We start from the raw sequence: 25,634 nt of genomic DNA on the forward strand, positions 1-25,634 counted from the left end.
GACACTTTAGGTTAGGCTTGCCTATGGTCGTAGGAGGGGGACGCGGCATGCTGACCGAGGTGCTCGAACGCCTGGCCGCCGAGCGGGGCGGGGTGATCGGGGTCGAAACCGGTCTCGTGGTCTCGCCCGACGACAGCTGGACACCGGCCTCGGAGCTGCTCCGCCCGCCTCACCACCTGCTCGGCAGGCTGGTCGACGAGACGGCCGCGCGCTGGAACGCGCCGCGGCACGTCGGCGCGGCGCTGTTCTGGAAGACCTACACCTACTGGCACACGATGCCGATGGCGCTCGGCTGGGCGCTGGACGGCCGGATCCCGATCATGCGGCCGGCCGACACCTACTTCAAGGTGTCCGACGCCGGAGTCACGATCGCCGCCTCCCGGGTGAGCTGGGCGTCCGGCGCGGGCGCGATCGCCGGCGCGCTCGCCGAGTCGCAGGAGCCGCTGGTACGGGCCATCAGCGCGCTGGCGAAGGTGGGCGAGCGCACCCTGTGGGGCTCGACCGCCGAGGCGTTCGCCCACCCGCTGACCCTGTTCGCGCCCGCCGACTACATGGCGCTGCTGCGGGAGATCGGCGAGCCGGTCGACGGGCTGATCGAGCCGGTCGGCGACGGCTATTTCCGCAGGACCTGCTGTCTGTGGATCACCCTGCCCGACGTCGAGCCCTGCGGAAGCTGCTGCGTGCTCAGGCCACCGCGTCGTCCATAGGGCGGAGCTCGCCGTCGTCCATGGGCCGCAGCTCGTCGGCGTAGCTCACCGAGACGCGGCGCATCACGCCGGTGTCGTCGATCGAGTACTGTCCGAGCCGCCAGAGCGGCGGCGAGTAGGCGTGGATCGAGACGCTGTGGTCCGTGGCGCCGGTCAGCCGGTGGATGTGGTCCGGGCCGAACGAGAACGACCGCCCCTCCGCCATCACCGTCTCCAGGTGCTCGCCGCCGATGCGCGGGTTGCATTCGAGCAGCGCTCCCTGGACCACGTGCACCGCGCCCGAGGAGATGTCGTGGTCGTGCCAGCCGGTGTCGTCCTCGGGCCGCCAGCACAGCAGCCACACGTCGACGTACGCGTCGCGGTAGAGCGAGGCGTAGTGGCGGCCCCCGTCCGCGGGGAAGTCGACCTGGTCACGCCACTCCTCGGGGCGCACGGCCAGGTCGTCCACCAGGTCACGCAGCTCACGCCGGTCGAGCGTGCGCTCCGGGAGCCGGGCACAGGCGCCTTCGTCCTGGATCTGGTGGATGGTGTGCTCGCTCACTTGCGAAACTCCTCTCTGCCGAGTAGACGACGGGGGTTGGTGACCCGGATGGCGTGCGCGGCGGCCTCGCCCAGGCCCGGGTCGGGCGCGGTGGCGTAGGGGGCGTCGGAGCCGTTGACCACGACGTCGACGCCGAGCTCACGGACGATCGCGTCGATCGCGCGCGGGCCGTACGACGAGGTCTCCACGAAGAAGCCGGTGTCGACCTGGCCCCGGCCGCCGCCGCCCCGGGCGATCAGCCGCTCGGAGTGCAGCGGGGCCAGACCGGCGAGCAGCGCGAAGCAGACGCGCAGCCTCGGGTGCCGGGGCCTGACGACGGCGTGGAAGTAGTGCCAGGAGGCGTGCATCTGCTGCACGTACGGCACCAGCGCGGGCCACCAGGCGGGCGTGCCGGGCACGGCGCGCGCCGGGCCCGGATGCACGAAGAGCGGCAGGTCCCTGCTGGTGAGCACGTCGAGGAGCCGGTCGTCGGGCTCGGCCGTGGCCGGGATCTGCAGCCCGGCGAAGCCCCGGTCGAGGTCCTTGGCCAGGCGGCCGGGGTCGGGCTCGCTGTGGCAGGTGGCGGCCCACGCGCCGAACGGCCGCCCGAGGCCGAGCGCGCCCTCGTGGTAGGCGTCGATCAGCGGCCAGGACTCCTCCGGCGGCAGCGACTCGATGCCCAGCGGGCTGGACAGGGAGACCAGGGCGAGCTCCAGGCCGGTGGTGTCGCGGATCGCGTGGTCGGCCGGGTCGACCTCGTAGGGAGGCTCGCCGTCCAGGATCAGCGTCCAGCCGTCGAGGTGGGGCGGGGAGGTGCGGGCCCGCAACGCCTCGACGAACGAACCGGTCCACAGGTGCTGGTGCACGTCGATGCCCACGATCGACCCCTCCCCTCATTTCCTACTAAGATTACCGGTAAACCGTACCACCTGGTGAATCCGGGTGGTGAAACGCTTCAGTGATACGGTTCAGTGAACCGCTTCACCTCTGTCGTGTCAACGGGTCCCGCGCTCCTTCCCAGGCACGCGAAAATGTCGGCGCCACGCAATAAGCTGGCGGGATGCCTCGCAAGAGAGCGACGATCCGGGAGGTGGCCCAGGCGACCGGCCTGTCACCCGCGGCCGTCTCCTACGCCCTGCGGGGCCTACAGGTGTCCGAAGAGACGATGGAGCGGGTCCGCGCCGCCGCGGCCGAGCTGGGCTACGAGGCCGATCCCATCGCCAGGGCGCTGGCCAGCGGCCGCACCGGCATGATCGGCCTGCTCTGCGGCTCGCTCGAAGACCTCTGGCAGCAGTCGCTGGCCGTCGGCATCAGCCGGGGCCTGCGCGAGAAGGACCGCTATGCCCTGATCCTCGACGCGGTCGGCGACCCGGCCCGCGAGCGCGCGTTCGCCCAGCAGCTGCGCGACCAGCGCGTCGACGGCATGATCGTGCAGCCCGTCGATCCCGCCGCGCCGTTCTGGCCCGAGCTGTGCGAGTCGCTGCCCGTGGTCGCGATCGGCGACTCACTGGCCGGCACGGCGGGCGAGGTCGTCTTCGACAATCGCCGGGGCGTGACGCTCGCGCTGGAGCACCTCAAGGGCAAGGGCCACCGCCGCATCGCCGTCCTCACCCCGACCCGGCCGAGCACCCCCGACCGGCCCGCCGACGTCCACGTCACCGCCGAGGCCGAGCGGCTCGGGCTCGACATCGAGGTGGCCACCGCCCCCCACGGCCTCGGCGCGGCGACCGAGGCCGCCCATCGCATCCTGGGCGACGGCCGGGCGAGCGCGATCTTCTGCTTCGCCGACTCGATCGCCTACGGCGTCTACGCGGCGGCGGCTGAGCGGGGGCTGTCGATCCCCGGCGACATCTCCGTCATGGGCTACGACGATCACCCCATGTCCGGCCTGCTCACCCCCGGTCTCACCACGGTCGACTGGGACATCGACGGCATCGTGCGGGCCGCCGTCCGCCTCATGTGCGCGGCGGCCGACGGCGCCACCCGCCGTCGTCGCGTCGTCCAGCAACCCACCCTGCGCGAACGCGGCTCGGTCCTGTCCCTGCCGTGACGGCGCGTGGTCCGTTGCGTGGGCGGGGCTGGTCTCGTGCGTAGCCCGAACGTCCGGTTCGCGGGCGTGGCTCGGGCGGCCCGCAAGGCCGTTCAGCCGGCCCGGTGCCGGTCCGGGGGAGGGGTGAGCGCCTGCCGGGCGGCCTCGATGTCCGTGGTGAGGGGCCGGTCGGGCACGGGGTCGCCGAGGGCTCGGCCGGCCGCCACCCGCTCGCAGGCCAGCACGATCTCCAGAGGCTCGACGCAGCGCAGCGCGTAGCGGGCCGCCTGCGTGGCGAACCCGGCGTGGTCCTCGGTGCCCCGCGAGATCGCCGCGGTCGCGATGGTGACCGGCGTCGCCAGGTGCCGGAGCTCGGCCAGGGCGTCCTGGGCGACGTACTCAAGGATCATGACCCCGGAGCCGCCGGCCCGGGCGGCGAGGAAGGGCGGCCGGCCGGTGTAGGCGGGCTCCATCAGCGTGGCCAGGCGGGCCGCGCTCAGCTGGGCGGCCGGCACCAGGGCGGCGCGCAGCGTGTCGAGCGCGAGGGCGACCGGCGCCGAGTGGAAGTTGCCGTTGTGCCAGGCCAGCGAGCCGGCGATGAGGGGGTTCTCGGTGGCGGAGTTGAGGTCGGTCTCGACCACCTGCTCGGCTCTGGCCAGCGCGTCGAGCGCGGCCCCGTGCACCTGGGGGAACGCGCGGAATCCGTACGGGTCCTGGAGCCGGGCGGGCGGCCGGCCGCCGAGGAGCCCGCGCAGGCGCGCGGCCGTGAGCGCCTGGCCGGGATGCGGACGCGCCTCCTGTACGGGCGCCGCCACCGGCTCGGCGGAGGCGCCGGCGGCGTCGAACGAGAGGGCGGCGACCTCGACGGCGGCGTCGAGCAGCCCGCGCAGCCGGTGGCAGGCGAGCGCGGCGTCGGCCAGCGTGGCGGCCCCCGAGCTGATGAACGGCAGCGCGTCACCGGAGGCCAGCGCGTAGCGGGGGGCCGGCACGTCCTCCGGCCCGGTCCGCCAGCCGATCTCGCCCAGCAGGCACAGGGCGGTGGTGGCCAGCGCGGTCAGGTCGCCGGTGCCGATCGCCCCATAGGTGCGGACCGGCGGGGTGAACCCGGCGTTGACCGCCTCGGCCAGCACCGGCAGCGCCCCCGGGTCGACGCCCGAGCCACCGGCGAGCAACTGGTTGAGCCGGACCGCGAGCATTGCCCGGGCCTGTTCGGGCGGCACCAGCGGGCCGGCCCCGCCCGCGTGGCTGCGCAGCAGGTCGAGACCGCCTCCGTCGACCTGGACGTCCTTGTTGGCTCCGACGCCGGTGCCGCGGCCGTAGACCGGGCCGGACAGCTCCTGGGCGGTTTCCCACGCGGCCCGGGCCCGATCGAGCGAGCCGATCGTGACCCGGGCCGTGCCGTACGCCACCGCGTGCACCTGCGCGCAGGTCAGCGCGGCGCCGTCGAGCTCCACGGGGTCAGTCGGCGTCGGGGATGAGCAGGCCGAGCACCCAGCTGACGACGCTGATGATGATCGCGCCCCAGAAAGCGGCGGGGTAGAAGTCGTCGACGTGGAAGGGGATGCTGAACTGCTCCGAGATCCAGCTGGTCAGCAACAACATGCCCGCGTTGATGACGAGAAGGAAGAGCCCGAGCGTGAGCACGATGATCGCGCAGCCGAGCGCCTTGACGATCGGCTTCACGATGGCGTTGATCAGGCCGAAGATCAGGGCGACGACCAGCAGCGTGCCCCAGTATTCGGCCGAGTATTCGGGGGCGGTGATGTCGATGCCGTCGAGGAATTGGATCGCGACCCAGAGGGCGACGGCGGCCGCCAGGGTTCTGATGATGAATCTCACGCTGGTGGATCCTCCCATTTCTGCTCGGCACTCCGATAGGGGCGGCGGCCTCCACGCTATGCGCTCGCCGATCACCGTGCGCGACACCGGTTATCAGGGTCGAACGAGGGAAGGGGCGTCTTGAAAAGGAGTGAGATGAACACCGAAGGCCTGGAGTCATTGTCGGCCGGCGAGTTGCACGATCGCGCCGTCCGCTATGCCGTGCGTCACGGAGACCTGGACTTCCTGTGGAACCTGCTGAAGGTCATCCCGGCCGCGGAGGCCGCCACCGGGCACGAGACCGAGACCACCGCCAGCCTGAGCCGGGTGTCCGCGCTGCTCAGCAATGCCATCGCGGCAGGTGAGGGCGACCTCGGCGAGGCGCTGCGTCCCGTCTACCTCGACTACCTGGCCAAACACCCCGAGGCCTAGCCGGCCAGCCGGGCCGGCGGCTCGCAGTACTCCGCGAATCCGGGGGTGCTCACCTCTCGCCCGTCCCGCTCGACGATCAGGCTCTGGTACGGCCCCTCCGCCAGGTCCGCCGCGAAGCGCCGGGCCGCCACCGGGCCCATGGCGTACAACGCGGTGGCGTAGGCGTCGGCTACCCCGAGGTCGGGGCCGAGCACCGTGACCGAGCTGAGCCCGCGCTGGCGCCGGCCGGTGTGGGGGTCGACGATGCGGGCGCCGCCCGAGGTGGCGATGCCGAGGTCGTGGCCGTGGACGACCTTGCGCACCAGGCCGGTGTGCGGATCGCGGATCTCGACGGTCCACGGCTTGCCGGGGGCGGCCGAGCCGCGCAGCCTGATGTCGCCGCCCGCGTTGACGCGGTGGTCGCCGGCGCCGGCCATGACCAGCCCGCGCGAGAGTCGTTCGAGGGCCCAGCCCTTGATGTAGCCGGAGGGATCGACGACGCCGTTGATGCGGGGGTCGAACCAGCCGCCGGTCGCCTCCCTGAGCTCGTCGCAGCGGTGCAGCACCTCGATGAGCTCGGGGATCTGCTCGATGGTCCGGCCGTGGTTGAGCCGCCCGATCTGGCTGTCCTCTTTCAGGGGGTTGAACGTGTCGTCCACCCAGTGCAGCCAGGCGAAGGCGTTGTCGAGCAGGGGAGTCAGCTCTCGGCGAGGCAGGGCCGTACGGATGTCCACGCTGACCCGCATGCCGTTGACCATCTCGACACGGGCGCTTCCAGGGAAAGTCGTCACCATTGCCTCCTTGTCGCCCTACCGTCCCACATGACGCGTAATGTCGCGCTAAGCCCTTTGTCGGAGCTTAACTCCTGTGCGGACCTGCGTGGGGGGCACGGCCAGGCGGTCCAGGGCGCCGCGGACGTACCTCGTGAAGGTGCGCGGTCCCGCGACGATCACCTCACGTTCGGCGATGTCAGGCACCTGGCGCCGCAACCCCGAGGCGCTGATGCGTTCCTTGACCCGGGGGTCGTGCTCGTCGCCGGTCACCAGCACGAGGGCGTACCGGGACTCGAGGTCGCGCAGCTCGTCGGTGACGCGGTCGGCGCGGTAGACGGCCACGGTGTCGTCGGTACGGCTCGCCAGCAGCTCGCGCAGGCCGGCCGGGTCCAGCCCGGACACGATGAGCAGCGACTTCCCAGGCGCCGAGGGGCCGGCGTGGCTCCACACCGCCATCACGGCCGCGAGGGCGTACAGGATGAGCGAGCCGGTGCGGCTGAGGCCGGTCACGTATGTGGCCGGGCCGAACTGGTGGGCCAGCATCAGCGCGCCGACGGGATAGCCGACGAGGCGCAGTCGTTGCCTGGCCACCTCGGACAGGGCCGCGGACCTGACGGAGAGCAGGCCGAGCGCCACGAGCGCCGCCGCGGCGGCGAGCGTGGCGGGCCGTAACGGGGCGCCGGCCTCCGGCCGCAGCACGCCGAACTCGGCCACCGCGACCCCGGCCCAGAAGACGAGGGGCCACTGCTTCGCACGCATGTCACCAGCCATGCTTCGACCATGCGCGGTGAACATGAGAGCCACCTGAGTAGGGTCTGAAACATGGCTAACGTACGAGTTGAGCGGACAGATGACGGCGGATTCCGGGCGACGAACGGCCGCGGCGCCGAGGTCCGGATAGGCGGCGGCGGCGACGAGGAGGGGGCGTTCACCCCGGTCGAGTTGCTGCTGGCGGCGGTCGGCGGGTGCAACATCGTCACGGTGGAGCCGCTCACGGCCCAGCGCGGTCACCGGCTGGTCAGGCTGGCGATGACCGTGGAGGCGCAGAAGGTCGAACCCAACCGGCTCGGGCCCGTCACCGTCACCTACGACGTGGAACTGCCCGCCAAGGAGGCCGAGGAGGTCTACCGGGCGGTGGCGACCAGGGTGCACGAGAAGTACTGCACGGTGAGCAGGTCGCTAGAGGAGGGAACCGAGGTCCGTTTGGAGGTTCCGTAGCCGGATTAGGTTGATATTCGACCCCGTTATGACGCGTCCGTTGCATTCGTCTCGGTAGTGTCGAGGCAGGTCAAGAGTCCTGCGACTGACTAGCAGACCTTCACCGATGCGGACGCGGAGGGGGACCGTCGTCTGCAGAGCGGGACCGCCGGCGACTTTTGGGGGAAAGTGCGCCGGCCTGGACCGCCGAAAGATCGAGGCCGGGCGGCTTTGGGGGAAACCGCCCGGCCTCGATTCATGTCCTGGAGCGGACCACCGCGAACGCGCTGGCGCTCAGGGAGCTCCTCGACCTCGGCACCGACTTCGCCCCGTGCGACCGCCGGCCGAACGCCCTGGTCGCGACCTCGCTGGACGTTCCCCGGTTCTGGGACCTGGTTCTGGGCGCGTACACCCGGCTGGGGGAGCGGCTCGGTTGATGTGCGCGGCGGTAGGTGGCTGCTGCTACAGTTGCTTCAGTCGCAAGCGCCGCTAGCTCAGTTGGTTAGAGCAGCTGACTCTTAATCAGCGGGTCCGGGGTTCGAGTCCCTGGCGGCGCACCGACCGAAAGTCCAAGTCAGTGAAGCTGACTTGGACTTTCTTCGTTTGGAGCCCAGCCCGCCGGTGGCTCATGCTCCATCGCGATCATGACGGTCGCTCCGTGGCTGCTCGCCAGTGGAAGGGCCGGATCAGGTGTGGCTGATCATCACGTGCTTGACCCGCGTGTAGTCGTCGAAGCCGTACCTGGACAGGTCCTTGCCCGTGCCCGAGTGCTTGAAGCCGCCGTGCGGCATCTCCGGGATGATCACCTGGTGGCAGTTGACCCAGACCGCGCCGAAGTCGAGCGCGGCCGACAGGCGCATGGCCCGGCCGGTGTCCCTGGTCCACACGCTCGCGGCCAGCGCGTAGTCGACGCCGTTGGCGAGCTCGGCCGCCTCGTCCTCGCCGGTGAAGGGCTGGACGGTCACGACCGGCCCGAACACCTCCTGCTGGACGATCTCGTCGTCCTGGCGGACCCCGGCGACCACGGTGGGCGCGAAGAAGTAGCCGGGACGGTCAAGGCGCGTCCCACCGGTGATCACGCGGGCGTGCGCGGGCAGCCGGTCGAGGAATCCCGCCACCCGCGCCGCCTGGGCGGCGTTGTTGGACGGCCCGAAGGAGACGCCCTCCTCGTCGGGCCCGCCCGTCACCAGTGACGCGGCGGCCTCGGCGAGGGCGGCGACGAAGTCGTCGTGGATCCGCTCCTCGACGAGCACCCGGGTCACGGCGGTGCAGTCCTGCCCGGCGTTGAAGTAGGCCGCCTCGGCGACGGCGCGGGCCGTGACGACGAGGCCGACGTCGCCGAAGACCACGGCGGGCGCCTTGCCGCCCAGTTCCAGATGGACGTCCTTGAGGTCGGCGGCGGCCGCGGCCATCACCTCGGCCCCCGCGCGGGTGGAACCGGTGATCGCCACCATCTCGACGCCGCGGTGCTCGACCATCGCCCGGCCGGTGTCGCGGTCGCCGCACACGACGTTCACCACGCCGGGCGGCAGCACCCGGGCGCACAGCTCGCCGAGCAGCACCGTCGAGCCCGGTGTGGTGTCGGACGGCTTCATGACCACCGTGTTGCCCGCGGCCAGGGCCGGGCCGAGCTTCCAGGCGGCCATCAGCAGCGGGTAGTTCCACGGCGTCACCTGGGCCACCACGCCGACCGGCTCGCGCCTGACGAACGAGGTGTGCCCCTCGGCGTATTCGGTGGCGCCGAGCCCTTCCAGCACCCGGGCGGCGCCGGCGAAGAACCGGATCGCGTCGATCGACTTGTCCACGTCGACGACCAGGGCGACGCCACGCGGCTTGCCGGTGGCGCGCACCTCGGCGCCGGCCAGGGCGTCGCGGTTCGCCTCCATGAGCGCGGCCAGCTCCAGCAGGAGCCGCTGCCGCTCCGCCGGGGTGGTGCGCCGCCAGGTCCTCGCGGCCTCGGTGGCGGCCTCGACCGCGGCGGCGACGTCCTCGACGCCGGAACGCGGGGCCGTGCCGTACACCTTCTCGGTCGCGGGGTCGACCAGGTCCATCCACTCGCCGGAGGCCGGGTCGCGGGACTCCCCGGCGATCACGTTGCGCAGCGTTTTCACAGTGGTCTCCTCAGTTGCTTGCCTCAGTCGCCCGCCTCGTGAGGCTGGGCTCGCTCGCCTCGGTGGCCGCCTTCGGCTCAGGCGGCGGTGGAGGTCCGCATGAGCATGGCGCGGTAGCGGGCGACGGCAGGGGCGAGACCGATGAGGACGACGCCGACCAGCTCACCGTCGCGGTGGTAGCCGACCGCCACCTCGCCGTCGAGGTCGCCCTCCAGGACCCGGATGTCGTCCCCGCCGAGGGCGGGCACTCCGAACGACTGGACGCGCAGGTCGTACTGGTCGCTCCAGAAGGTGGGCAGCGGCGCGAAGGGCGCCGGATCGGGCTCGGCCAGCCCGAGGTCCGCCAGCAGCGTCGCGGCGGCGCGCCTGGCGGTGTCGGTCGGGATGCTCCAGTGCTCGACCCGCCGCGCCACGTCGTCGTAGCGCGGGTTGGGGAAGCGGGCCACGTCGCCGACCGCGACGACACCCGGCCGGCCCTCGACGCGCATCGCGTTGTCGCACAGCGTGCCGTCGGACAGGTCGAGCCCGTTGCCGTCCAGCCAGGCGGTGTTGGCCGCCGAGCCGACGGCCTCGACGACGACGTCGGCGTCGAGGCGGGTGCCGTCGGACAGCTCGGCCCCGGTCACCCGGCCGTCGCCCAGAAAGGCGGCGACCGTCCTGCCCAGCAGGAACACGACCCCGTGCGCCTCGTGGCGGCGCCGGAGCGCGGCCCCGAGGTGGTCGCCGAGCGGCCGGCGCATGGGTACGGCCTCCGGCGCGACGACGGTCACCGACGCGCCCAGCGCGCGGGCGGTCGCCGCCACTTCGCAGCCGATGAAGCCGGCGCCGACCACCAGCAGCCTGACCTCCGGCCGCAGCTCGGCGCGCAGGTCGCGGGCGTCCTCCAGGGTGCGCACCACATGCCTGCCCGCTCGCGGGCCGGGCACGGGCAGCCGGCGGGGCCGCATCCCGGTCGCGACCACCAGGCCGTCGCAGGCCAGCTCGGCGCCGTCGGCCAGGTGTACGGTGCCGGCCCGGAGGTCGGCGGCGGCGATGGGGACGCCGAGCCGCCAGGTGACGTCGGCGACCGCCGGGCGCAGCCGGAACGCGACCGCCTCGTGGGTCACCTCGGAGGCCAGCGCCTCCTTCGACAGCGGCGGCCGGTTGTAGGGCAGGTGCGCCTCGTCGCCGACGGCGACGATCTCGCCGGCGAACCCGGCGGCGCGCAGCCGTTCCGCCGCCCGCAGGCCGCCCATCGAGGCGCCCGCGATGAGGACGCGCCGGCTCATCCCGCTCAGCCCTCGACCGTGATGGCCTGGAGCGGGCACACGTCGGCGGCCTCCTCGACGGCGTCGCGCAGCGACTCGCCGGGCTCGGCGACGTAGACGAGGCGGTCGTTCTCATTGAGGTGGAAGACCTCGGGGGCGGAGAAGACGCACTGCCCGTGGTCCTTGCAGATCTCCATGTCGACGATGACCTTCATCGGGTTCACTCCTTTAACGCTTCGGGCCGCGGATGCCGCGAAACTCCCAGTCACCGCCGAAGGTGGTCGAGATGACCTCCTCGGACTCGGTGGGCTGGGCGCCGCAGTCGTCACGGATGGGGGCGGGACCGCTGACGATGTGGTTGGTGAGCCTGCCGAGGGCCTCGACCTCGACCTCGACCACGTCGCCCGGCTGGACCGGCCGGGAGTTGGCAGGGGTCCCCGACAGCAGCACGTCCCCCGGGTAGAGGGTGATCGTGCGGGCGATGTCGGCGACGAGGTAGTGCATGTCCCACTCCATCTCGTCGGTGGAGCCGTCCTGCACGAGCGAGCCGTTCACGTAGGTGCGCAGCCGCTTGCCGCGGAAGTCCCAGTCGGTGACCAGGCCGGGGCCGAGCGGGCAGAGCGTGTCGGAGCCCTTCACCCGCAGCATCGAGCCCGCGTCGGTGTCGCGGAAGTCGTGCAGGCCGTAGTCGTTGCCGATCGTGTAGCCCGCGATGTACTCCCCGGCCTCCCCGGGGGAGATGTTGCGTGCCGTCCGGCCGATGACGATGGCCACCTCGCCCTCGTAGTTGAGGTACTTGCACCGTTCGGGCCGGACGACCGCGCCCCTGTGCGCGTTCAGCGCGGACGTGGGCTTGTGGAAGTACGTGGGGGCGGGCGGCAGCGAGGTCATGAACTCCTCGACCCTGCTGCGGTGGTTCAGGTGCACCGCCACGACCTTGGACGGCACGCACGGTGGCAGGTGGACGGCGTCGTCGGCGCCCACCACGCGGCCGTCGGCGCTGACGAGCTCGTCGCCCTCCCCGCGGACCTGGGTGGCGGCCCCGTCGAGCAGGATCCTGCGGTACTCGGGCATCAGCCGGCTCCTTCGAGCCGGAACGGATAGGGGTACGGGTCGCCGGAGGCGTCCGTGGCCCGCGGTGCCGCGAACCCGCCCTCCGGACGGTCGAACCAGATGTGCGCCTGGCCGGTGCCGGTGGCGTTCTCGTAGTCGCTGTAGAGCCGGCCGGGGGCGGTGAAGTCGTGCTCGCCGAGGGCGCCCGCCATCATCAGGTAATGGCCGAACCTGGCCTCCGGCTTGAAGCGGAAGAAGTCGTCCATCGTGTCGAGCACGCGGGCGTGGTCTCCGCGCCGCATCCACTCGAGGCGCTCCTCGTCGGCGGCCCGCGCCTCGGGGGTGAAGATGTGCGCGGGGTCGCTCGCCTCGTGGGCCCGCAGGTGCCGCAGCGGCCAGAAGGTGTGCGAGAGCGCGCCGGAGGCGATGAGCAGCACCTTGCGGTCGCTCGCCGCGACGGCGTCGCCGACCGCCCGCCCGAGACGCAGGTTGTCCTCGGTCTCGGCCGTCTGGCACATGCCGATCGAGATCCAGCGCTTGCCCGGCACTCCGAGGTACTTCCACAGGTTGACCGTGGCGTAGAAGATCGGCAGGTGGTGGTCGTCGATCGCGGTGATCCAGGTGGAGTGCTCGTCCTGGTGGGCGGCGATCAGCCGGGCCAGCTCGGGGTCGCCGGGGAAGTCGTACGGGATCCGTGACATGCCGCGCGGCAGTTCCTCGGAGGTGAAGAGCCCGGACCTGCGGTCCTGCGCGGTGACCACGAACTCGACCGTGGTCGCCCAGTGCGAGTCGAAGACGACGACCGTGTCGTAGTCGGCGGTCTCGAAGACCTCTTCCCGCAGGCGGTGCAGGCCGGGGACGATGCTGATCTCCTTGCCCTCGTTGAGCTCCTTGCGGACCTCGGGCGGCAGCATGATCGTGGGGGCGTGCGCGAGCATGCCCGCGCCGACGATCTCACCCATTCCAGCCTCCTGGTGCGAAGACGACGTTCTTCACGTCGCAGTAGAAGTCGAAGCTCCAGTTGCCGCCTTCGCGGCCGACGCCTGACTGGCGCGCGCCGCCGAAGGGCGCCCGGAGGTCTCTGACGAAGAAGCAGTTGACCCAGACGGTGCCGGCGACCAGGCGTTCGGTGACGCGCTCGGCCCGTTCGGGCGAGCCTGTGACCAGGGTCGCGGCCAGGCCGAACTTCGTGGAGTTGGCCAGCTGGACAGCCTCCTGCTCGGTGCGGAACGTCTGGAGCGTGAGGACGGGCCCGAAGACCTCCTCGTTGACGATCTCGCTGTCGGCGGCGGCGCCGGTGAACAGCGTCGGGCGGTAATAGAGCCCGCCCAGGTCGGTGTTGGGTGCGCCGCCGATCAGCGCGGTCGCGCCGGCCTCCCCGGCTCGCCGGACGAAGCCGTCGATCCGGTCGAGGTGCTCGCGGTGGATCTGCGGGCCGAGGTCCGTCGCCAGGTCGCGCGGGTCGCCCTGGCGCAGCCTGGCGGCCCTGGCGACGAACCGCTCGGTGAACTCGGCGGCGACGCCCTCCTCGACGAGCAGCCGGGTGCCGGCCAGGCAGACCTGGCCGGCGTTGTCGTACTGCTCCACGGCGAGGTTCACGGCCAGGTCGAGGTCGCCGTCGGCGAAGACGACGAGCGGTGACTTGCCGCCGAGTTCGAGCGAGAGCGGGGTGAGGTTGGCGGCGGCGGCGCGGGCGATGTGCCGCGCGGTCGGCACGGAGCCGGTGAAGCTGATCCGGCGCACCTCCGGGTCGGCGACCAGCGCCGCCCCGGCCTCCTCGCCGTAGCCCTGCACCACGTTGAAGACGCCGTCGGGCAGGCCGGCCTCGGCGGTGATGTCGGCCAGCAGCGAGGCGGTCAGCGGTGACCACTCGGCCGGCTTGAGCACGACGGTGTCGCCCGCGGCGAGCGCCGGGGCGATCTTCCAGGTGGCCAGCAGGAGAGGGGCGTTCCACGGGGTGATCAGCGCGCAGACCCCGGCGGGGTCCCACGAGACGTGGTTGCGGTGCCCCCTCGTCTCGAAGTCGTCGTGGTCCAGTTCGAGCAGCCAGTCGGCGAAGAACCGGAAGTTGTGCGCCGCCCGGGGCATCACACCGCGCAGGTGCGAGCGGAGCAGGGCGCCGTTGTCCGTGGTCTCCACGATGGCGAGCTGCTCCAGCCGCTTCTCCACGCCGTCGGCGATGGCGTGGAGAAGGCGCGCGCGCTCCTCACGGCTCGTGCGGGCCCAGGCGGGGAACGCCTTCGCCGCGGCGCGCACGGCCCTGGCCGCCTCGTCGGCGCCGCCGCGGGCGACCCGCGCGATCACCCGCTCGTCGATCGGTGACACGTCGTCGAACGTGGCCGGTGACGCCACGCGCTCGCCACCGATCCAGTGTCCCTCGTGGACCTGGACATCTCCGACAGTGGCCATCCACTCCTCCAAATCGTTTGGCTCCAAACAATTTAGAGGCCCCCCTCCCGGCGAGTCAATATGCCACTATCGTTTGGAGGCAAACGAGCTTGAGGAGTCTGGATGTCCGATCGCCGGCCGATCATCGCGATCCCCTCGCGGTTCGCCGCCACCACCTCCGCCCTTCGCTACGCCGCCGTGGTCACCGCGCGGGCGCTCGCCGACGCCGTCTACCGCGCCGGAGGTGAGCCGTTCCTGATGCATCCGGTGGGGCCGGACGCCGCCGCCCGGCTGGCCGTCGCCGACGGGCTGCTGCTACCCGGCGGCGGCGACCTCGCCCCCTCCTCGTACGGGGAGAGCCGGGAACACGCGAGCGTCTACGACGTGGACGCCGAGCAGGACGCCTTCGACTTCGCGGCGGCGCGGCACGCCCTGGACGCGGGACTGCCGACGCTGGCGATCTGCCGGGGGCTCCAGGTGGTCAACGTGGTGCTGGGCGGGCGGCTGCGCCAGCACATGGAGCCCGGCCACCGCCACGTCGTCCACCAGGTACGGGTGCGGCGGGGGTCGCTGCTGGCGCACGTGGCCGGCGGGGAGAAGATCGAGGCGTCCTGCTACCACCACCAGTGCGTGTCGTCGCTCGGGGCCGGCCTGGTGGCCACGGCCTACGCGGAGGACGGAACGGTCGAGGCGGCCGAACCGGCCGCGCCGGCGGGTGGAAGCTGGCTGCTCGGGGTCCAGTGGCACCCGGAGGACACCGCGGTGACCGACCCCGCCAACCAGCGCCTCTTCGACGCCCTCGTCGCCGCCGCCCGGCGCTGATCGGAGCGGGCGCCGGGAGTCAGCTCGACCGGCGGCGGCCGCCCGGGCGCGGCGGGACGGGCTCGTCGCCGAGCAGGTCGCCGCGGCGCTCCTCGCCCTTCTCCTCCAGATGGGTGACGATGCGGCGCAACGTGTCGGCCAGCTGGAGCGCCTCCCCGGGCGCCAGCTCCTCCACCACGAACGCCTCCTCGCCGTTGAAGGCGGGGAAGAGTCGTTCCATCAGCGACAGCCCCTCGGGGGTCAGCTTCAGCAGCGCGCGCCTGCCGTCGTCGGGGTGCTGGCGGCGTTCGACGAGATCGCGGGACTCAAGGGTCTTGATGATGCCCGTGAGCGTGCCCTTCGAGATGCCCGCCTCGGAGGCGGCGTGCCGGGTCTCGATCTCCTCCCAGATCCACACCACCCACAGGACGACGAACGCGCTCCAGGTGAGGCCGGCCGGGCGCAGCGCCGAATTCTCCAGGTGCTGCCGGACGGCGCTGGCCGCTCGGTGGATGTTGGAGACCGCCGCGAGGGCGTCATGCCGCACGGCGATGTCGCCCAACCGGCGTTTGACCGCCTCCTCGGTTTCCGACAGCGAGTAGTGCGCGGGCACGCCGGCTCCCTTCGAGTCAACTCTTACGTCAACTTCATTTGTACACGTACGATCCACGCCGAACAGCAGGTCGCAAGGATGTGGTGCGGGAGAGCGACTGCGGCGGCGCCTCCGCCCGCCGGGTGGAGACCGATGGAGGCCGGCCATGACCGCCGGCCGGCCTCCATCGCTCATGGCCGGATCACCGCTCGCCTGGCTCCGTGAGGGCGCCCGAGGTGCCGGACTCCAGCAGCGTGCCCCCGTTCCAGGTGGTGCCGACCTGGCGGTGGTAGCCGCCGATGACTTCGTCCACGGTCAGCCCGGCCAGTTCCTCGGTAGGCGCCTCGAACAGCTCGATCTCGGCGTCGCCGGCCCAGGGCTGACCGCCCTCGAACGACGCGCCGGAGGTGGCGATGAGCTCGTCCAGGGCCGGCCCCTTGCCGGGCTCGATGGACGGCAGCCAGCGGTGGTGGGCCATCGGGTGGCCGTTGACGAAGCCGTTGGCCTCGCTCGGCTCGCGGAGCCGTACGACGGCCTGGGCGAGTCTCCGGTCGGCCGCGGCCAGCGTGGCGCCGAAGACGCCGCCGGCGCCCAGACGGGGGGCGGCCAAGCCGTACGGGTGCGGGCGGGTCAGGTGGATGGAGCCGAGCTTCTTCGGGTAGCCCTGGTGCGTGCCGCGGGCGATGGCGAAGTCCTTGTCCACCCAGATGTAGACGCATCGCGAGTAGGTCTGCCCCCGGTAGGAGCAGCGCACCACCACGAAACACTCCTTGTACTGGGAGCGAACCGGGTCGAGCAGCTCCTCCCGGCCGCCGGAGCACGACTGCCAGTCCGCCCAGATCACCGCGACCGCGCCGGGATCCTCGTCGGCGAGCCCGAGCGGCTCGGGCAGCAACTCGGCCACCCTGGCGGGATCGGTGCGGTACTCCACGGTGAGGAGGTCGCCGGAGTAGTGCCACGGCGGGTGGGGGATCAGCGAGGAACGGCCGGTCGCCGTCTTGGGCGTGAAGAATCCGCGTACGGCAGCCATGGCGCCTCCTGGTCTGCGAGAAATTCATTTGGATCCATACGATATGCGCTGAGCTGCGGCTTGTCACGGCGGGAGCCGGATGTGTTGATTCCACGAAAGTCTTGTCGTACAGCGGTTCGCGGCGTATTGTTTGCGCCCAAACGAACATGCCGCCATTCTGGCGTGCCCGTCCCGAGGGAGCCCTCTTGAGCACGGAACGAGCCGTCCAGCGCCTGTCCGAACAGGGCATCGACATAGTCCGCATCGGCTACTCCGATCTCATCGGAACCGAGCGGGGCAAGGATGTGCTCGTCGAGCGGCTGGGCGACGTGGTGGAGAGCGGGCTCGCCTTCTGCCAGGCGGTCTACTACACCTCGCCGCAGGGCGACGTCGTCCCGGTGCCCGGCGGCATCGACAGAGGGCTGCCCGACGTCACCATCAGGCCCGATCTGTCCACGCTGGTGCCGCTGCCGTGGGAGCCGGGCGTGGCGAGCTGCCTCGGTGACGCGTTCGACCCGGTCGGTGACAAGCCCTTCCCGGAGTCCCCGCGCGAGGTGATGCGCGCCGCGGCCGCCCGGCTGGGCGAGCTGGGATTAACCGCCCTGGTCGGCCCGGAGCTGGAGTACTTCCTGCTCGAACCCGACGGGGCGGGCGGCTGGCGCCGTTACGACGACGCGCCGGGCAACGTCTACGTGGCGGGCACCAGGGGCGACCGGGGGTCCCACGTGCTCCGCGCCCTGCGGATGCTGCGCCAGATGGACATCGGCGCCACCATGGGCAACCACGAGTTCTCCGGCGGGCAGTTCGAGATCAACCTGCACCACTCCGAGGCCGTGAACGCCGCCGACCGGGCCTTCCGCTTCAAGTCGGCGATCAAGGAGCTGGCCCGCCAGGACGGGCTGATGGCCACCTTCATGGCCAAGCCGTTCAACGACGAGGGCGGCTCCGGGTTCCACGTGCACCTCTCGTGCGACGATGCCGACGGCCGCAACGTCTTCGACGACCCCGACGGGGCGTACGGGCTGTCCGAGACCGCGCGGCACGCCATCGGTGGCGTCCTCGCGCACGCGCCCGCCCTCGCCGCGCTGCTCAACCCCACCATCAACTCCTACAAGAGGTTCGGCCCCGACACGCTGGCCCCATGGCTGATCGACTGGGGACTCGACAACCGCAGCGCGATGCTCCGCGTGCCGCCGGAGCGCGGCGCGGGCAGCCGCATGGAGCTGCGGCTCGGCGACGCCACGGCCAACCCCTACCTCGGCATCTCGGGCCTGCTCGCCGCCGTCTACCTGGGCGTCAGGGACCGGATCGACCCGCCCGCGCCCTTGGAGGGTTACGGCTACGACACCTCCAGGTCGCCCCTGCTTCCCATGTCGCTGCCGGTCGCGCTCGACGCGCTCGACGGCGACACCGCGCTCGCCGAGGTGCTCGGCAAGGAGTTCGTCAGCAGCTTCCTCGCCTACAAACGCAATGAAGTCGAACGGTTCTCCCAGTTCGTGACCGACTGGGAGTTCCGCGAGTACGCCTACCACCTGTAGTTCACGCACATCCTCGGAGGGACCCCCATGCGCCTGGAAGACGTCGACCTGGCGGACAACGACAAATTCCTTGACGGCGAGACCCCGTGGCGCATGTTCGACGTGCTCCGCTCGGAGGCGCCCGTCCACTGGCAGGAGGAGGAGCACGGCAGCGGTTTCTGGTCCGTGACCAGACACGAGGACATCGTGCGGGTCGACCGCGACGCCGAGACCTTCACCTCCTCGAAGTTCGTCAACCTCGAGGAGGTCGACGAGCGGCAGGCCACCATCAGGCGATCACTGCTGGAGACTGACGGTCCTCGCCACGGCGTGCTGCGCCGCATCCTGCAGCGCCAGTTCACCGCCAGGGCCATCGCGGGCTACGAGGTCTTCCTGCGCGGCCTGACCGCGCGCACCCTGGACGCGGCCCTGGCCAAGGGCACGTTCGACTTCGTGAAGGAGGTCTCGGCCGACTTCCCCATCAACGTGCTGGCCAAGATGCTCGACGTGCCCGAGAGCGACACGCAACAGCTCATCGACTGGGGCAACCGGATCATCGGCAACACCGACCCCGAGTACGCCGACGTGCTGATCCACAGCGAGGAGAGCGAGAAGTACCGCGACCTGCCCTTCCGCAGCCCCGCCTCGCTGGAGGTCTTCGAGTACGGCCGCGACCTGGCCCGCCGGCGGCGCGGCGGCGACGGCGCCGACCTGGTGAGCAAGCTGGTCAACGAGCCCACGGCCGACGGCGTGCCGCTCTCACCGACCGACTTCGACAACTACTTCCTGCTGCTCGTCGTGGCCGGCAACGAGACCACTCGGCACGCCATCACCCACACGATGCGCGCGCTGATCGAGCACCCCGAGCAGGCGGACAAGCTGCGGGCCGATCCCGGCCTGATGCCGGTCGCGGTCGAGGAGTTCTTGCGGTGGGGACCTCCGGTCTACCACTTCCGCCGTACGGCGACGCGCGATGTGGAGCTGCGCGACCGCAAGATCGCCGAGGGGGACAAGGTCGTCATGTGGTTCGCCTCCGGCAACCGCGACGAGAGGGTCTTCGACTCGCCCTACAGCTTCGACGTGACCCGGCCGGACAACGACCACCTCACGTTCGGCAAGGGCAGTCCGCACTTCTGCCTGGGCAACGCGCTCGCCCGGCTGGAGATCCGGATCATGTTCGAGGAACTGCTGCCCCGGCTGGCCGACATCCGGTTCGCGGGGGACATCAGACGGGTCCGGTCCACCTTCGTCAACGGCGTCAAGGAGCTTCCGGTCACGGTCACGCTCGCCTGACCTGCCGCGTTCCACGGCCGTATTCCGGCAATATCGCCGCGAACGTGAAAGAAAACCGCCTGCCATGGGCATAACACTCCTGATGAGAAGTATTCGGATCGCCGGGATCGTGGGCGGGCTCCTGCTGGCAGGCGGCGCCGCCCCGGCGTTCGCGCAGTCTGTGCCGGGGCACGAGCCCGCGGTCGCCGGGCAGTGCTCGGCGGCCCGCCTCCGGGTGGACCTGGGCCGGGTGGACTCCGGCGCGGGCAACCGCTACGCGCCACTGGAGTTCACCAACCGGTCGGAGACCGCCTGCACCCTGTACGGACGTCCTGAGCTCGTCCTGCTCTCCGCGCAGGGCGCCGCTCTGTCCCTGCCGGTGAGCGCGGCCGACGGGCCGTCACCCGTCGTCACGCTCCAGCCGGGCGACACGGCCGGCGCGGTCCTGCACTGGACGGTCGTCGAGACCGACTGCGTCACGCCGACCGCCCTCCAGGTCACCCCACCGGGCGGCGGGCCGGCCAGCACGATCGCCTTCGCGGAGGAGCGGGTCTGCCACATCGACGTCACCCCCGTCGCCTAGGGCGTGCTCCCCGCCGGCGCCCGTCCCCTGGGGGCGTGCTTCCTGGTCACGCTCGTCGCCTGGAGGTGTCAGCGGGTCACTCCGTCGGCGGAGCCGTGCAGGAGCCGCAGGTCGGCCCGGCGGGGCAGGCTCTCCCAGTCGCCCTGCGAGGTGACGGCGAACGCCCCGGCGGCGCAGGCCGTCCGCAGCCGCTGGTCGGGTGACGCGCCGGCCAGCCAGTCGGCCAGCCACCCGGCCGCGAAGGCGTCCCCGGCCCCCACGGGGTCGACCTCGGTCACCTGGTACGGCTCCGCGTGCCGGATCTCGCCGTCGGACAACTCCATGGCGCCCTTGGCGCCGAACTTGACCAGGACGTGCCGTGGCCCCAGCGCGGCCAGCGCCTTGGCCAGGTCGGCGGCTCCGTCGGCGTCGGCGATCAGGCGGCCCTCGGCCTCGGTGGCGAACAGCACGTCCACGTCGCCGACCGTCTCGCGCAGCCACGCACCGGCCTCGCCGGGCGACCACAGCCGTCCCCGGTAGTTGATGTCGAGCGACACGGGCACCCCGGCGCCCCGCGCCTCGGTGATCGCGTGCCGTACCGCCTCGCGGGCCGAAACCGACAGGGCGGGCGTGATCGCCGAGACGTGCAGCATCCGGGCGGACCTGATGAGATCGAGGTCGAGGTCGCCAGGGGACAGGCGGGAGCCGGCGCTGTCCTTGCGGTAGTAGCTGACGTCGATCAGGTCGGCGGTGCGCCGGCCCTTGATCATCAGGCCGGTCGGCGCCCCGGGATCGGCGATCGCGTGGGTCAGCACCCCCTCGCCCATGAGCGTGGCCCGGATCAGGTCGCCGAACTCGTCGGCGCCGACGCGGCCGATCCAGGCGGTGTCGTGGCCGAGGCGGGCGACGCCGATCGCCACGTTGGACTCGGCGCCGCCGATGCCCAGGTCGAAGTCACGGGCGAACCGCATCGGGCCGGTACGGCGGGCCGTGAACAGCGCCATGGTCTCGCCGAAGGTCACCAGGTCGGTCATCGAGTCGTGCTCAGCTTTCTCAAGACGCGCGATCCCTGGTCATCCGCGCCCAGCGCCCTCACCCGCGCGGTAAGGCCCAGACGAGGGCGGCTGTGACCACGGCACCAGCGCGGTGGATGTGGCGATCATTCCCTCGTTGTCACCATATCGTCGTCGAGCACGCGCTCTCAGGCATGCCCGTGCCCGCGAGCGGCTCCTGACGTCGATGGCGGCCCGGGTGGTGTCACGTGGCGGAGGGGCCGTGGGAGACGGCGACGTCGTGGGTGTCGCCGGGGGCCAGGAAGGACAGCAGGCGCAGGGCCTCCTCCCGCACCTCGTCCAGCGGGGCGATCGGCTCCCACTGGTGAATGGTGAGCGTCGAGGTGCCCTTGGCGCGCCGCACGGTCCAGTCACCGGCGGTGAAGCCGTCGACCAGGATGAGGCGCGGCATCACGTTGGTGCCCATGAACCCGCTCATGGCGGCGAACCCGGTCTCGGTGATCACTCTCGACCTCTCCGCATATGAAAGGAAGAGGTTGTCGAAGTCGTACATCAATCGGACGGGCGCTGGCGTTTCCTCGGAAGGCCGTGGAGCGTCTGGCAAGTCGTGGTAAGTGCGGCCGTCCTCGTCCCGGAACCGTGCCAGCGCCAACCCCTCCACCACCTCGGCCAGCCGCGTCAGCCCCGACCAAATCTGCACGTCCTTGACCGTCGCGGGACCGAACGCGGCCAGGTAACGCAGCACCAGCTCGGCGGCCGTCATGGCGGGTGCCGAGAACCCCAGCCACGAGTCCGCGGGAGCGTGCGCGATCGGCCCGCTGGTGCCCCAGAGCCCGCGAGGCGGCACCTGCACCAGCGGCACCAGCCACCGCACGCCCTGGCCCAGGGCGTGCGGATCGTTCGACGGCCACCGCTCGGCCAGCCGCCGCCCCAGCTCGGCGAACGTCAGAGGGCGTTCCTCCAGCAGCGCCCGTCCGAGTGCGGCGAGCTCGTCGAGATCGACGCCCGCCAGCCGCCGGCCGAACGTGGTGCGGGTCATCCGTTCGGTCACCACCTGCACCAGCGGCCGCATCGCCAGGCAGTCGCGTGCGCTCACCAGGTGGATGGTCGAGCGCTGCAACGCGATGCGGACGACCTCGCGCGAGGCCAGCAGGCCGGAGGCGTCGGACGCCTGGAAGCCCTCGATCCGGTTCCACAGCCCGGTGTACCAGGTGTGCGGGGTCTGCGCCTGCAGGCCGCCGAGGTGCTCGACCACGTCGCGCACGGGCCGGTCCGTGCGGCGTAGCAGCAGCTGCCTGTCCAGGGTGGCCCGGTTGAGGGCCCGGCGACTGATGAGGGGATCCATGCCGCACACCGTAGGGGCTATCGCGGAAGACTTTGTTCCGCGATGGTCACCCGCCGATCATGGCTGCTCCGGGGATCTGCCTCTCAGCGGCCACGCCGGGTAGCCGGGCGCCGCCTCGGAGGGCGGCCGTGGGGGCGGCTCGCCGGTCGTCGGCCCACGCGCGCAGCCGGGGCCAGGCGTGGACGAGCGCGGCACTGGCCGGGATGACCCGGTCGCCGTTCACGGCCACGAGTTTGCCCACCTCGGTCTGGGTGGGCGCGACCCGTACGCTCTCCCGTACGAGCAGGCCCGCGTCGGTGAGGCGGGCGAGGGTGCCGTGCTCGTCACCCGACACGGCGTCGCCGTCGAGCAGCCGCAGCAGCAGTCCCGGCGCCTCTTCCCGTTGCTTCGGCGTCAGCGATCTGTAGACCTCCTCCGCCACCTCGCCGAGCGAGCGCGGTCCCGCCAGGCCGCCGGGAGGCTCCAGCCGGGCCGTGGCGCAGCCCCGCGGCTCGGGGCCGCGCGGCGACCCGGCGGTGGCCGGTGGTTCGGGGGCGTCCGGCGGCTCGACCCAGAGCGGCAGGTCGGTGGCGGTGGGGCGGGCCGTGGCGTCCTTGGACAGGGCCCGGCCGACCAGCTCGCGCAAGCGGACGGGGAGCTCGTCCAGCTCGGGGTCCACGGCGAGCAGCCGGTGCATCACGCCGCCCGGGCTGTCACCGTGGAACGGGTCGCGGCCGGTCGCGGCGAAGAGCAGTACGGCGCCCCAGGCGAACACGTCGGCCGCCGGCCCCGCCCGCCGTCCGGTGACGACCTCGGGCGCCAGGTAGGTGCGGGTGCCGAGCGAGCCGGGCGCCGCCACGCCGAGGTCGATCAGGGTGGGCCCGCCGGGGGAGAGCAGCACGTTCTCGGGCCGCAGGTCGCGGTGGGCGATGCCGACCGCGTGCAGGGTGCGCAGCGCCGTGGCGAGCGCGCCGGCCAGCGCGTCCAGCTCCGTGCCCGTGTAGGGCCCGTGGACGGCGACCGCCTGCCGCAGGTCGGGCCCCTCGGCGAACTCGCTGACGATGTAGGGGACCGACCGGTCGACCCCGACGGCGACCACCCGGGCCAGGTGGTGTGGCGCCACCCGCCAGACGGCGTCGCCCAGTTGCTCGGTGACCTCGCCCCGGGGCACCTTGACCGCGAAGCGGCGGCCCTCGCCGTCGTAGGCGTCGTAGACCACGCCCCGGACGCCCGCGCCGAGCCGTCCCGCCAGCCAGTAGCCGCCGAGGCTCTCCGGGTCACCAGGCACCAAGCGCATCGTCACTGACGCTTAGATGCGCGAAACCGGCGATTGGTTGACGCCCGCCGCCGGGCCAGGGAAGACGCCCCACCGTCAGCTGGGGGAAGGTGCCTCACCGTCAGCCGGGAAAGTGCCCGCCATCGGGCCGGGGAAAGAACGTCACAGGCCCCCCGCGCGCCTCGGAGGACCCGTGCGTCATGATCATTATGCCAGGCTTTCCGATCTTGGCAGCCACTCGGTCCGCAGCACCGACATGGTCACCGAGTCGTGCCACTCGCCGTCCCACAGCAGCGCGTCGCGGCGCACGCCCTCCTCGACGAACCCCACCTTCTTGTAGACGTGCCTGGCCCGGTCGTTGAAGGCGTGCACGTCGAGGCTGATCCGGTGCAGCGGCGTCGTCGCGAAGGCGTGGCCGAGCACCAGCGTGATGGCCTCGGTGCCGTAGCCCTTGCCGAACACCCGCGCGCCGAGCAGCGCGATCCGCAGGTTGCAGGCCAGGTTGGCCGGGTCGAGCTCGTTGAGCACGATCTCGCCCACGTACGCGTCTCCGGCCGTGATCGCCAGGTCGAGGCGTTCGGGACGCCCGCCCCTCGTCAGGTACCACTGGCGTGCCGTGTCCCGGTCGAACTCCGCGTGCGAGCCGGTCAGCCGCCGCACCTCCGGGTCGGTGACCAGGTCGTACAGGCCCTCGGCGTGCTCGGGGCCGACCGGGACGAGCGTCACGCGCTCGCCCGCGAGAGTGGGTTTCTCAGCGAACATCCCTCCTGGCTATCAGCCGTGATCAGCCGCGGGCAATCCCATTTCGGCCAACACGGCCGCCGTGATCTCCTCGGGCGTCGTCACGCTCACGTCGAAGGTCAGGTCGGCCACCTCGCGGAAGTACGGCTCGCGCCGGGCCCGCACGGTCTCCGGGGGGAAGGCGGGCCGGTGGTCGCCGGTGCGCATCCGCTCGGCCAGCACCGCGTCGGGGGCGTCCAGCCACACCACCAGGGCGCCGCGCATGGCCTCGCGGACCCGCGGGTCCTCGACGGAACTCGCCGCGGCGGTGATCACCTTCGGTTCGCCGCGGAGCTCCACCAGCACGTGCTCCGCCTCGCGCTCGTGCAGGCTCACCGCCCCCTCGCCGGCCGCGATCTGCGCCGCCGTGGCGTCGTAACGAGCCCGGAGGAAGGGATCGCTGTCGCTCAACGGCCGGCCGAGAGCGTCGCTGATCAGGCGACCGGCTGTCGACTTGCCGGAGCCCATCAACCCGACCAGCACTACTGGTTTGTTTTTTGCCATGAGGAAAGAGGTTCCTTCTGTCAAGGAGGTAATCATGACCATCGCCGGAAGCATCATCCTCATCATGCTCGGCGCGATCCTCACCTGGGCCGTGGAGTTCGATCTCGCGGGTCTCGACATCAACGTGGTCGGGGTCATTCTGATGATCGGCGGCCTGGTCGGGCTGTTGTTCGGCCTGTACCGGATCAGCGTCACCCGCAGAGCCGTCGGCCCCATCGACGAGCCCGTCGTTCGCCACGAGCTCGTCGACGAGCCCGAGACGCGGCGCACCACGGTGTACGAGGAGCGCCGCCGCTACGACGAACCGCCGCTGTAGGAGGTGCAGCGTCATGCCAGCCCGCGAGGAACTGCCGTCGACCATCCGTCGTTCGCCGAAGAAGGCGCAGGACACCTGGATGAAGGCGCACGACTCCGCCGTCAAGACGTACGGCGAGGGCCGCCGCGCCCACATGACGGCCTTCTCCGCCCTGAAGCACACCTTCGAGAAGGTGGGTGACCACTGGGAGCCGAAGGCGCGCAAGGGCCCGTCCGACCAGGGCGCCCTCGACCGTTCCGGCAGGACGGCCGAGGGCGTCGACGCCAACGCCAACAAGGAGCTCCTGAGGCAGGTGGCGAGCAGGCTCGACATCCCCGGCCGGTCGAAGATGACCAAGCCGGAGCTGGTCGAAGCGATCAAGAAGGCCAACCGGCGGGCCGGCGCCAAGGCCCGCGGCTGACCCTGTCCGTTCAG

General features: G+C 71.7%; 30 protein-coding genes and 1 tRNA gene. 12 read left to right on the forward strand and 19 right to left on the reverse strand.

From position 1 onward, the window contains the following. Positions 1–47: 47 nt before the first annotated feature. The gene (locus AB0I38_RS37445) at positions 48–707 is read left to right on the forward strand and encodes a hypothetical protein (protein ID WP_358493489.1); all 660 of its coding nucleotides are present in this window, start codon (positions 48–50) and stop codon (positions 705–707) included. On the opposite strand, the gene AB0I38_RS37450 is transcribed toward AB0I38_RS37445, so the two are convergent. Both AB0I38_RS37450 and AB0I38_RS37455 read right to left on the reverse strand, forming a co-directional pair. Continuing rightward, positions 685–1,248, reverse strand: a complete 564-nt coding sequence (locus AB0I38_RS37450) for a cysteine dioxygenase (RefSeq protein WP_358493492.1) — start codon at positions 1,246–1,248, stop codon at positions 685–687. The two genes, AB0I38_RS37445 and AB0I38_RS37450, sit on opposite strands and share 23 nt — an antisense overlap. Beyond that, the gene (locus tag AB0I38_RS37455; protein WP_358493495.1) at positions 1,245–2,105 is read right to left on the reverse strand and encodes an amidohydrolase family protein; all 861 of its coding nucleotides are present in this window, start codon (positions 2,103–2,105) and stop codon (positions 1,245–1,247) included. Before AB0I38_RS37455 ends, AB0I38_RS37450 begins: the two co-directional genes overlap by 4 nt. Positions 2,106–2,287: 182 nt before the next feature. Between AB0I38_RS37455 and AB0I38_RS37460 the strand changes: the two genes are divergently transcribed. After that, positions 2,288–3,277 carry a LacI family DNA-binding transcriptional regulator gene (locus AB0I38_RS37460; RefSeq protein ID WP_358493501.1) on the forward strand — a complete coding sequence of 330 codons (990 nt, stop codon included), beginning with the start codon at positions 2,288–2,290 and terminating at the stop codon, positions 3,275–3,277. Positions 3,278–3,369: 92 nt separating this feature from the next. Here the strand turns inward: AB0I38_RS37460 and AB0I38_RS37465 are convergent, their stop codons facing one another. Continuing rightward, positions 3,370–4,710: an aromatic amino acid ammonia-lyase gene (locus AB0I38_RS37465; protein ID WP_358493508.1), complete on the reverse strand. Its 1,341-nt coding sequence runs from the start codon at positions 4,708–4,710 to the stop codon at positions 3,370–3,372. 4 nt (positions 4,711–4,714) lie between these two features. Then, a complete protein-coding gene (locus AB0I38_RS37470) occupies positions 4,715–5,095 on the reverse strand; it encodes a phage holin family protein (protein ID WP_358493513.1) in 381 nt (126 codons plus the stop codon). 135 nt (positions 5,096–5,230) lie between these two features. Here AB0I38_RS37470 and AB0I38_RS37475 point away from each other — a divergent pair, with 135 nt between their 5' ends. Then, positions 5,231–5,506 carry a hypothetical protein gene (locus AB0I38_RS37475; RefSeq protein WP_358493517.1) on the forward strand — a complete coding sequence of 92 codons (276 nt, stop codon included), beginning with the start codon at positions 5,231–5,233 and terminating at the stop codon, positions 5,504–5,506. Here AB0I38_RS37475 and AB0I38_RS37480 read toward each other — a convergent pair. Both AB0I38_RS37480 and AB0I38_RS37485 read right to left on the reverse strand, forming a co-directional pair. After that, positions 5,503–6,279 carry an FAD:protein FMN transferase gene (locus tag AB0I38_RS37480; protein ID WP_358493520.1) on the reverse strand — a complete coding sequence of 259 codons (777 nt, stop codon included), beginning with the start codon at positions 6,277–6,279 and terminating at the stop codon, positions 5,503–5,505. The genes AB0I38_RS37475 and AB0I38_RS37480 overlap by 4 nt on opposite strands. A gap of 45 nt (positions 6,280–6,324) precedes the next feature. Next, entirely contained in the window at positions 6,325–7,029 is a 705-nt protein-coding gene (locus AB0I38_RS37485; protein WP_358493525.1) for a hypothetical protein, read from the reverse strand. A 51-nt stretch (positions 7,030–7,080) separates the two neighbouring features. On the opposite strand from AB0I38_RS37485, the gene AB0I38_RS37490 reads away from it, so the two are divergent. The 3 genes from AB0I38_RS37490 (at position 7,081) to AB0I38_RS37500 (ending at position 8,012) form a co-directional block, all read left to right on the forward strand. Then, the gene (locus AB0I38_RS37490) at positions 7,081–7,476 is read left to right on the forward strand and encodes an OsmC family protein (RefSeq protein WP_358493529.1); all 396 of its coding nucleotides are present in this window, start codon (positions 7,081–7,083) and stop codon (positions 7,474–7,476) included. Positions 7,477–7,634: 158 nt separating this feature from the next. After that, positions 7,635–7,892 (forward strand): hypothetical protein, encoded by a 258-nt coding sequence (locus AB0I38_RS37495; RefSeq protein WP_358493534.1) that lies wholly within the window; start codon positions 7,635–7,637, stop codon positions 7,890–7,892. Positions 7,893–7,938: 46 nt separating this feature from the next. Further along, a tRNA-Lys gene (locus tag AB0I38_RS37500) sits at positions 7,939–8,012 on the forward strand. 129 nt (positions 8,013–8,141) lie between these two features. Here AB0I38_RS37500 and AB0I38_RS37505 read toward each other — a convergent pair. The 6 genes from AB0I38_RS37505 to AB0I38_RS37530 form a co-directional block, all read right to left on the reverse strand. Then, complete coding sequence (locus tag AB0I38_RS37505; protein WP_436838820.1) at positions 8,142–9,566, reverse strand: aminobutyraldehyde dehydrogenase; 1,425 nt, start codon at positions 9,564–9,566, stop codon at positions 8,142–8,144. Positions 9,567–9,643: 77 nt separating this feature from the next. Continuing rightward, the gene (locus AB0I38_RS37510) at positions 9,644–10,834 is read right to left on the reverse strand and encodes an NAD(P)/FAD-dependent oxidoreductase (RefSeq protein WP_358493537.1); all 1,191 of its coding nucleotides are present in this window, start codon (positions 10,832–10,834) and stop codon (positions 9,644–9,646) included. A 5-nt stretch (positions 10,835–10,839) separates the two neighbouring features. Then, positions 10,840–11,028 carry a ferredoxin gene (locus AB0I38_RS37515; RefSeq protein WP_358493541.1) on the reverse strand — a complete coding sequence of 63 codons (189 nt, stop codon included), beginning with the start codon at positions 11,026–11,028 and terminating at the stop codon, positions 10,840–10,842. A 13-nt stretch (positions 11,029–11,041) separates the two neighbouring features. Next, positions 11,042–11,887, reverse strand: coding sequence for a fumarylacetoacetate hydrolase family protein (locus AB0I38_RS37520; RefSeq protein ID WP_358493547.1), 846 nt, complete (start codon positions 11,885–11,887; stop codon positions 11,042–11,044). Further along, the gene (locus tag AB0I38_RS37525) at positions 11,887–12,828 is read right to left on the reverse strand and encodes a catechol 1,2-dioxygenase (RefSeq protein WP_358493552.1); all 942 of its coding nucleotides are present in this window, start codon (positions 12,826–12,828) and stop codon (positions 11,887–11,889) included. Before AB0I38_RS37525 ends, AB0I38_RS37520 begins: the two co-directional genes overlap by 1 nt. Beyond that, complete coding sequence (locus tag AB0I38_RS37530; RefSeq protein ID WP_358493557.1) at positions 12,821–14,275, reverse strand: aldehyde dehydrogenase; 1,455 nt, start codon at positions 14,273–14,275, stop codon at positions 12,821–12,823. The genes AB0I38_RS37525 and AB0I38_RS37530 overlap by 8 nt, the downstream gene beginning before the upstream one ends. 102 nt (positions 14,276–14,377) lie before the next feature. Between AB0I38_RS37530 and AB0I38_RS37535 the strand changes: the two genes are divergently transcribed. Then, entirely contained in the window at positions 14,378–15,076 is a 699-nt protein-coding gene (locus AB0I38_RS37535; RefSeq protein WP_358493561.1) for a gamma-glutamyl-gamma-aminobutyrate hydrolase family protein, read from the forward strand. A 19-nt stretch (positions 15,077–15,095) separates the two neighbouring features. Here the strand turns inward: AB0I38_RS37535 and AB0I38_RS37540 are convergent, their stop codons facing one another. Both AB0I38_RS37540 and AB0I38_RS37545 read right to left on the reverse strand, forming a co-directional pair. Continuing rightward, positions 15,096–15,668, reverse strand: coding sequence for a MarR family winged helix-turn-helix transcriptional regulator (locus tag AB0I38_RS37540; RefSeq protein ID WP_358493565.1), 573 nt, complete (start codon positions 15,666–15,668; stop codon positions 15,096–15,098). Positions 15,669–15,849: 181 nt separating this feature from the next. Then, positions 15,850–16,677, reverse strand: coding sequence for an acetoacetate decarboxylase family protein (locus AB0I38_RS37545; protein ID WP_358493568.1), 828 nt, complete (start codon positions 16,675–16,677; stop codon positions 15,850–15,852). 185 nt (positions 16,678–16,862) lie between these two features. Here AB0I38_RS37545 and AB0I38_RS37550 point away from each other — a divergent pair, with 185 nt between their 5' ends. The 3 genes from AB0I38_RS37550 to AB0I38_RS37560 all read left to right on the forward strand — a co-directional run bounded on the left by AB0I38_RS37550 (position 16,863) and on the right by AB0I38_RS37560 (position 20,028). After that, entirely contained in the window at positions 16,863–18,194 is a 1,332-nt protein-coding gene (locus AB0I38_RS37550; protein ID WP_358493573.1) for a glutamine synthetase family protein, read from the forward strand. 27 nt (positions 18,195–18,221) lie between these two features. Further along, positions 18,222–19,466 (forward strand): cytochrome P450, encoded by a 1,245-nt coding sequence (locus tag AB0I38_RS37555; protein WP_358493581.1) that lies wholly within the window; start codon positions 18,222–18,224, stop codon positions 19,464–19,466. A gap of 82 nt (positions 19,467–19,548) precedes the next feature. Next, positions 19,549–20,028: a DUF4232 domain-containing protein gene (locus AB0I38_RS37560; RefSeq protein ID WP_358493591.1), complete on the forward strand. Its 480-nt coding sequence runs from the start codon at positions 19,549–19,551 to the stop codon at positions 20,026–20,028. Positions 20,029–20,096: 68 nt separating this feature from the next. Here AB0I38_RS37560 and AB0I38_RS37565 read toward each other — a convergent pair whose 3' ends face one another. The 5 genes from AB0I38_RS37565 to AB0I38_RS37585 all read right to left on the reverse strand — a co-directional run bounded on the left by AB0I38_RS37565 (position 20,097) and on the right by AB0I38_RS37585 (position 24,904). After that, the gene (locus AB0I38_RS37565) at positions 20,097–21,041 is read right to left on the reverse strand and encodes a sugar kinase (protein ID WP_358493594.1); all 945 of its coding nucleotides are present in this window, start codon (positions 21,039–21,041) and stop codon (positions 20,097–20,099) included. 223 nt (positions 21,042–21,264) lie between these two features. Further along, positions 21,265–22,365, reverse strand: coding sequence for a winged helix DNA-binding domain-containing protein (locus AB0I38_RS37570; RefSeq protein WP_358493597.1), 1,101 nt, complete (start codon positions 22,363–22,365; stop codon positions 21,265–21,267). 46 nt (positions 22,366–22,411) lie between these two features. Then, complete coding sequence (locus AB0I38_RS37575; RefSeq protein ID WP_358493601.1) at positions 22,412–23,632, reverse strand: serine/threonine-protein kinase; 1,221 nt, start codon at positions 23,630–23,632, stop codon at positions 22,412–22,414. A gap of 195 nt (positions 23,633–23,827) precedes the next feature. Beyond that, the gene (locus AB0I38_RS37580; RefSeq protein ID WP_358493605.1) at positions 23,828–24,382 is read right to left on the reverse strand and encodes a GNAT family N-acetyltransferase; all 555 of its coding nucleotides are present in this window, start codon (positions 24,380–24,382) and stop codon (positions 23,828–23,830) included. 12 nt (positions 24,383–24,394) lie between these two features. Continuing rightward, positions 24,395–24,904, reverse strand: a complete 510-nt coding sequence (locus AB0I38_RS37585; protein ID WP_358493609.1) for a shikimate kinase — start codon at positions 24,902–24,904, stop codon at positions 24,395–24,397. Between the two features lie 34 nt (positions 24,905–24,938). Here AB0I38_RS37585 and AB0I38_RS37590 point away from each other — a divergent pair, with 34 nt between their 5' ends. Together AB0I38_RS37590 and AB0I38_RS37595 are read left to right on the forward strand one after the other, a co-directional pair. Then, a complete protein-coding gene (locus AB0I38_RS37590; RefSeq protein WP_358493614.1) occupies positions 24,939–25,220 on the forward strand; it encodes a hypothetical protein in 282 nt (93 codons plus the stop codon). Between the two features lie 13 nt (positions 25,221–25,233). Next, on the forward strand, positions 25,234–25,620 hold the full coding sequence (locus AB0I38_RS37595) for a ChaB family protein (protein WP_358493617.1): 387 nt from the start codon (positions 25,234–25,236) through the stop codon (positions 25,618–25,620). Positions 25,621–25,634 lie beyond the last annotated feature (14 nt).

The sequence above is a fragment of the Nonomuraea cavernae genome, from assembly GCF_040655715.1.
Lineage (GTDB): Bacteria > Actinomycetota > Actinomycetes > Streptosporangiales > Streptosporangiaceae > Nonomuraea > Nonomuraea cavernae_A.

What these genes read in the sequence shown, in the direction of transcription:
- AB0I38_RS37445 (WP_358493489.1), top strand. Translation starts at nt 48, where the DNA reads ATGCTGACCGAGGTGCTCGAACGCCTGGCCGCCGAGCGGGGCGGGGTG.
- AB0I38_RS37460 (WP_358493501.1), top strand. Translation starts at nt 2,288, where the DNA reads ATGCCTCGCAAGAGAGCGACGATCCGGGAGGTGGCCCAGGCGACCGGC.
- AB0I38_RS37475 (WP_358493517.1), top strand. Translation starts at nt 5,231, where the DNA reads ATGAACACCGAAGGCCTGGAGTCATTGTCGGCCGGCGAGTTGCACGAT.
- AB0I38_RS37480 (WP_358493520.1), bottom strand. Translation starts at nt 6,279, where the DNA reads ATGGTGACGACTTTCCCTGGAAGCGCCCGTGTCGAGATGGTCAACGGC.
- AB0I38_RS37485 (WP_358493525.1), bottom strand. Translation starts at nt 7,029, where the DNA reads ATGGCTGGTGACATGCGTGCGAAGCAGTGGCCCCTCGTCTTCTGGGCC.
- AB0I38_RS37490 (WP_358493529.1), top strand. Translation starts at nt 7,081, where the DNA reads ATGGCTAACGTACGAGTTGAGCGGACAGATGACGGCGGATTCCGGGCG.
- AB0I38_RS37510 (WP_358493537.1), bottom strand. Translation starts at nt 10,834, where the DNA reads ATGAGCCGGCGCGTCCTCATCGCGGGCGCCTCGATGGGCGGCCTGCGG.
- AB0I38_RS37515 (WP_358493541.1), bottom strand. Translation starts at nt 11,028, where the DNA reads ATGAAGGTCATCGTCGACATGGAGATCTGCAAGGACCACGGGCAGTGC.
- AB0I38_RS37520 (WP_358493547.1), bottom strand. Translation starts at nt 11,887, where the DNA reads ATGCCCGAGTACCGCAGGATCCTGCTCGACGGGGCCGCCACCCAGGTC.
- AB0I38_RS37525 (WP_358493552.1), bottom strand. Translation starts at nt 12,828, where the DNA reads ATGGGTGAGATCGTCGGCGCGGGCATGCTCGCGCACGCCCCCACGATC.
- AB0I38_RS37530 (WP_358493557.1), bottom strand. Translation starts at nt 14,275, where the DNA reads ATGGCCACTGTCGGAGATGTCCAGGTCCACGAGGGACACTGGATCGGT.
- AB0I38_RS37535 (WP_358493561.1), top strand. Translation starts at nt 14,378, where the DNA reads ATGTCCGATCGCCGGCCGATCATCGCGATCCCCTCGCGGTTCGCCGCC.
- AB0I38_RS37545 (WP_358493568.1), bottom strand. Translation starts at nt 16,677, where the DNA reads ATGGCTGCCGTACGCGGATTCTTCACGCCCAAGACGGCGACCGGCCGT.
- AB0I38_RS37555 (WP_358493581.1), top strand. Translation starts at nt 18,222, where the DNA reads ATGCGCCTGGAAGACGTCGACCTGGCGGACAACGACAAATTCCTTGAC.
- AB0I38_RS37560 (WP_358493591.1), top strand. Translation starts at nt 19,549, where the DNA reads ATGAGAAGTATTCGGATCGCCGGGATCGTGGGCGGGCTCCTGCTGGCA.
- AB0I38_RS37565 (WP_358493594.1), bottom strand. Translation starts at nt 21,041, where the DNA reads ATGACCGACCTGGTGACCTTCGGCGAGACCATGGCGCTGTTCACGGCC.
- AB0I38_RS37570 (WP_358493597.1), bottom strand. Translation starts at nt 22,365, where the DNA reads ATGGATCCCCTCATCAGTCGCCGGGCCCTCAACCGGGCCACCCTGGAC.
- AB0I38_RS37580 (WP_358493605.1), bottom strand. Translation starts at nt 24,382, where the DNA reads ATGTTCGCTGAGAAACCCACTCTCGCGGGCGAGCGCGTGACGCTCGTC.
- AB0I38_RS37585 (WP_358493609.1), bottom strand. Translation starts at nt 24,904, where the DNA reads ATGGCAAAAAACAAACCAGTAGTGCTGGTCGGGTTGATGGGCTCCGGC.
- AB0I38_RS37590 (WP_358493614.1), top strand. Translation starts at nt 24,939, where the DNA reads ATGACCATCGCCGGAAGCATCATCCTCATCATGCTCGGCGCGATCCTC.
- AB0I38_RS37595 (WP_358493617.1), top strand. Translation starts at nt 25,234, where the DNA reads ATGCCAGCCCGCGAGGAACTGCCGTCGACCATCCGTCGTTCGCCGAAG.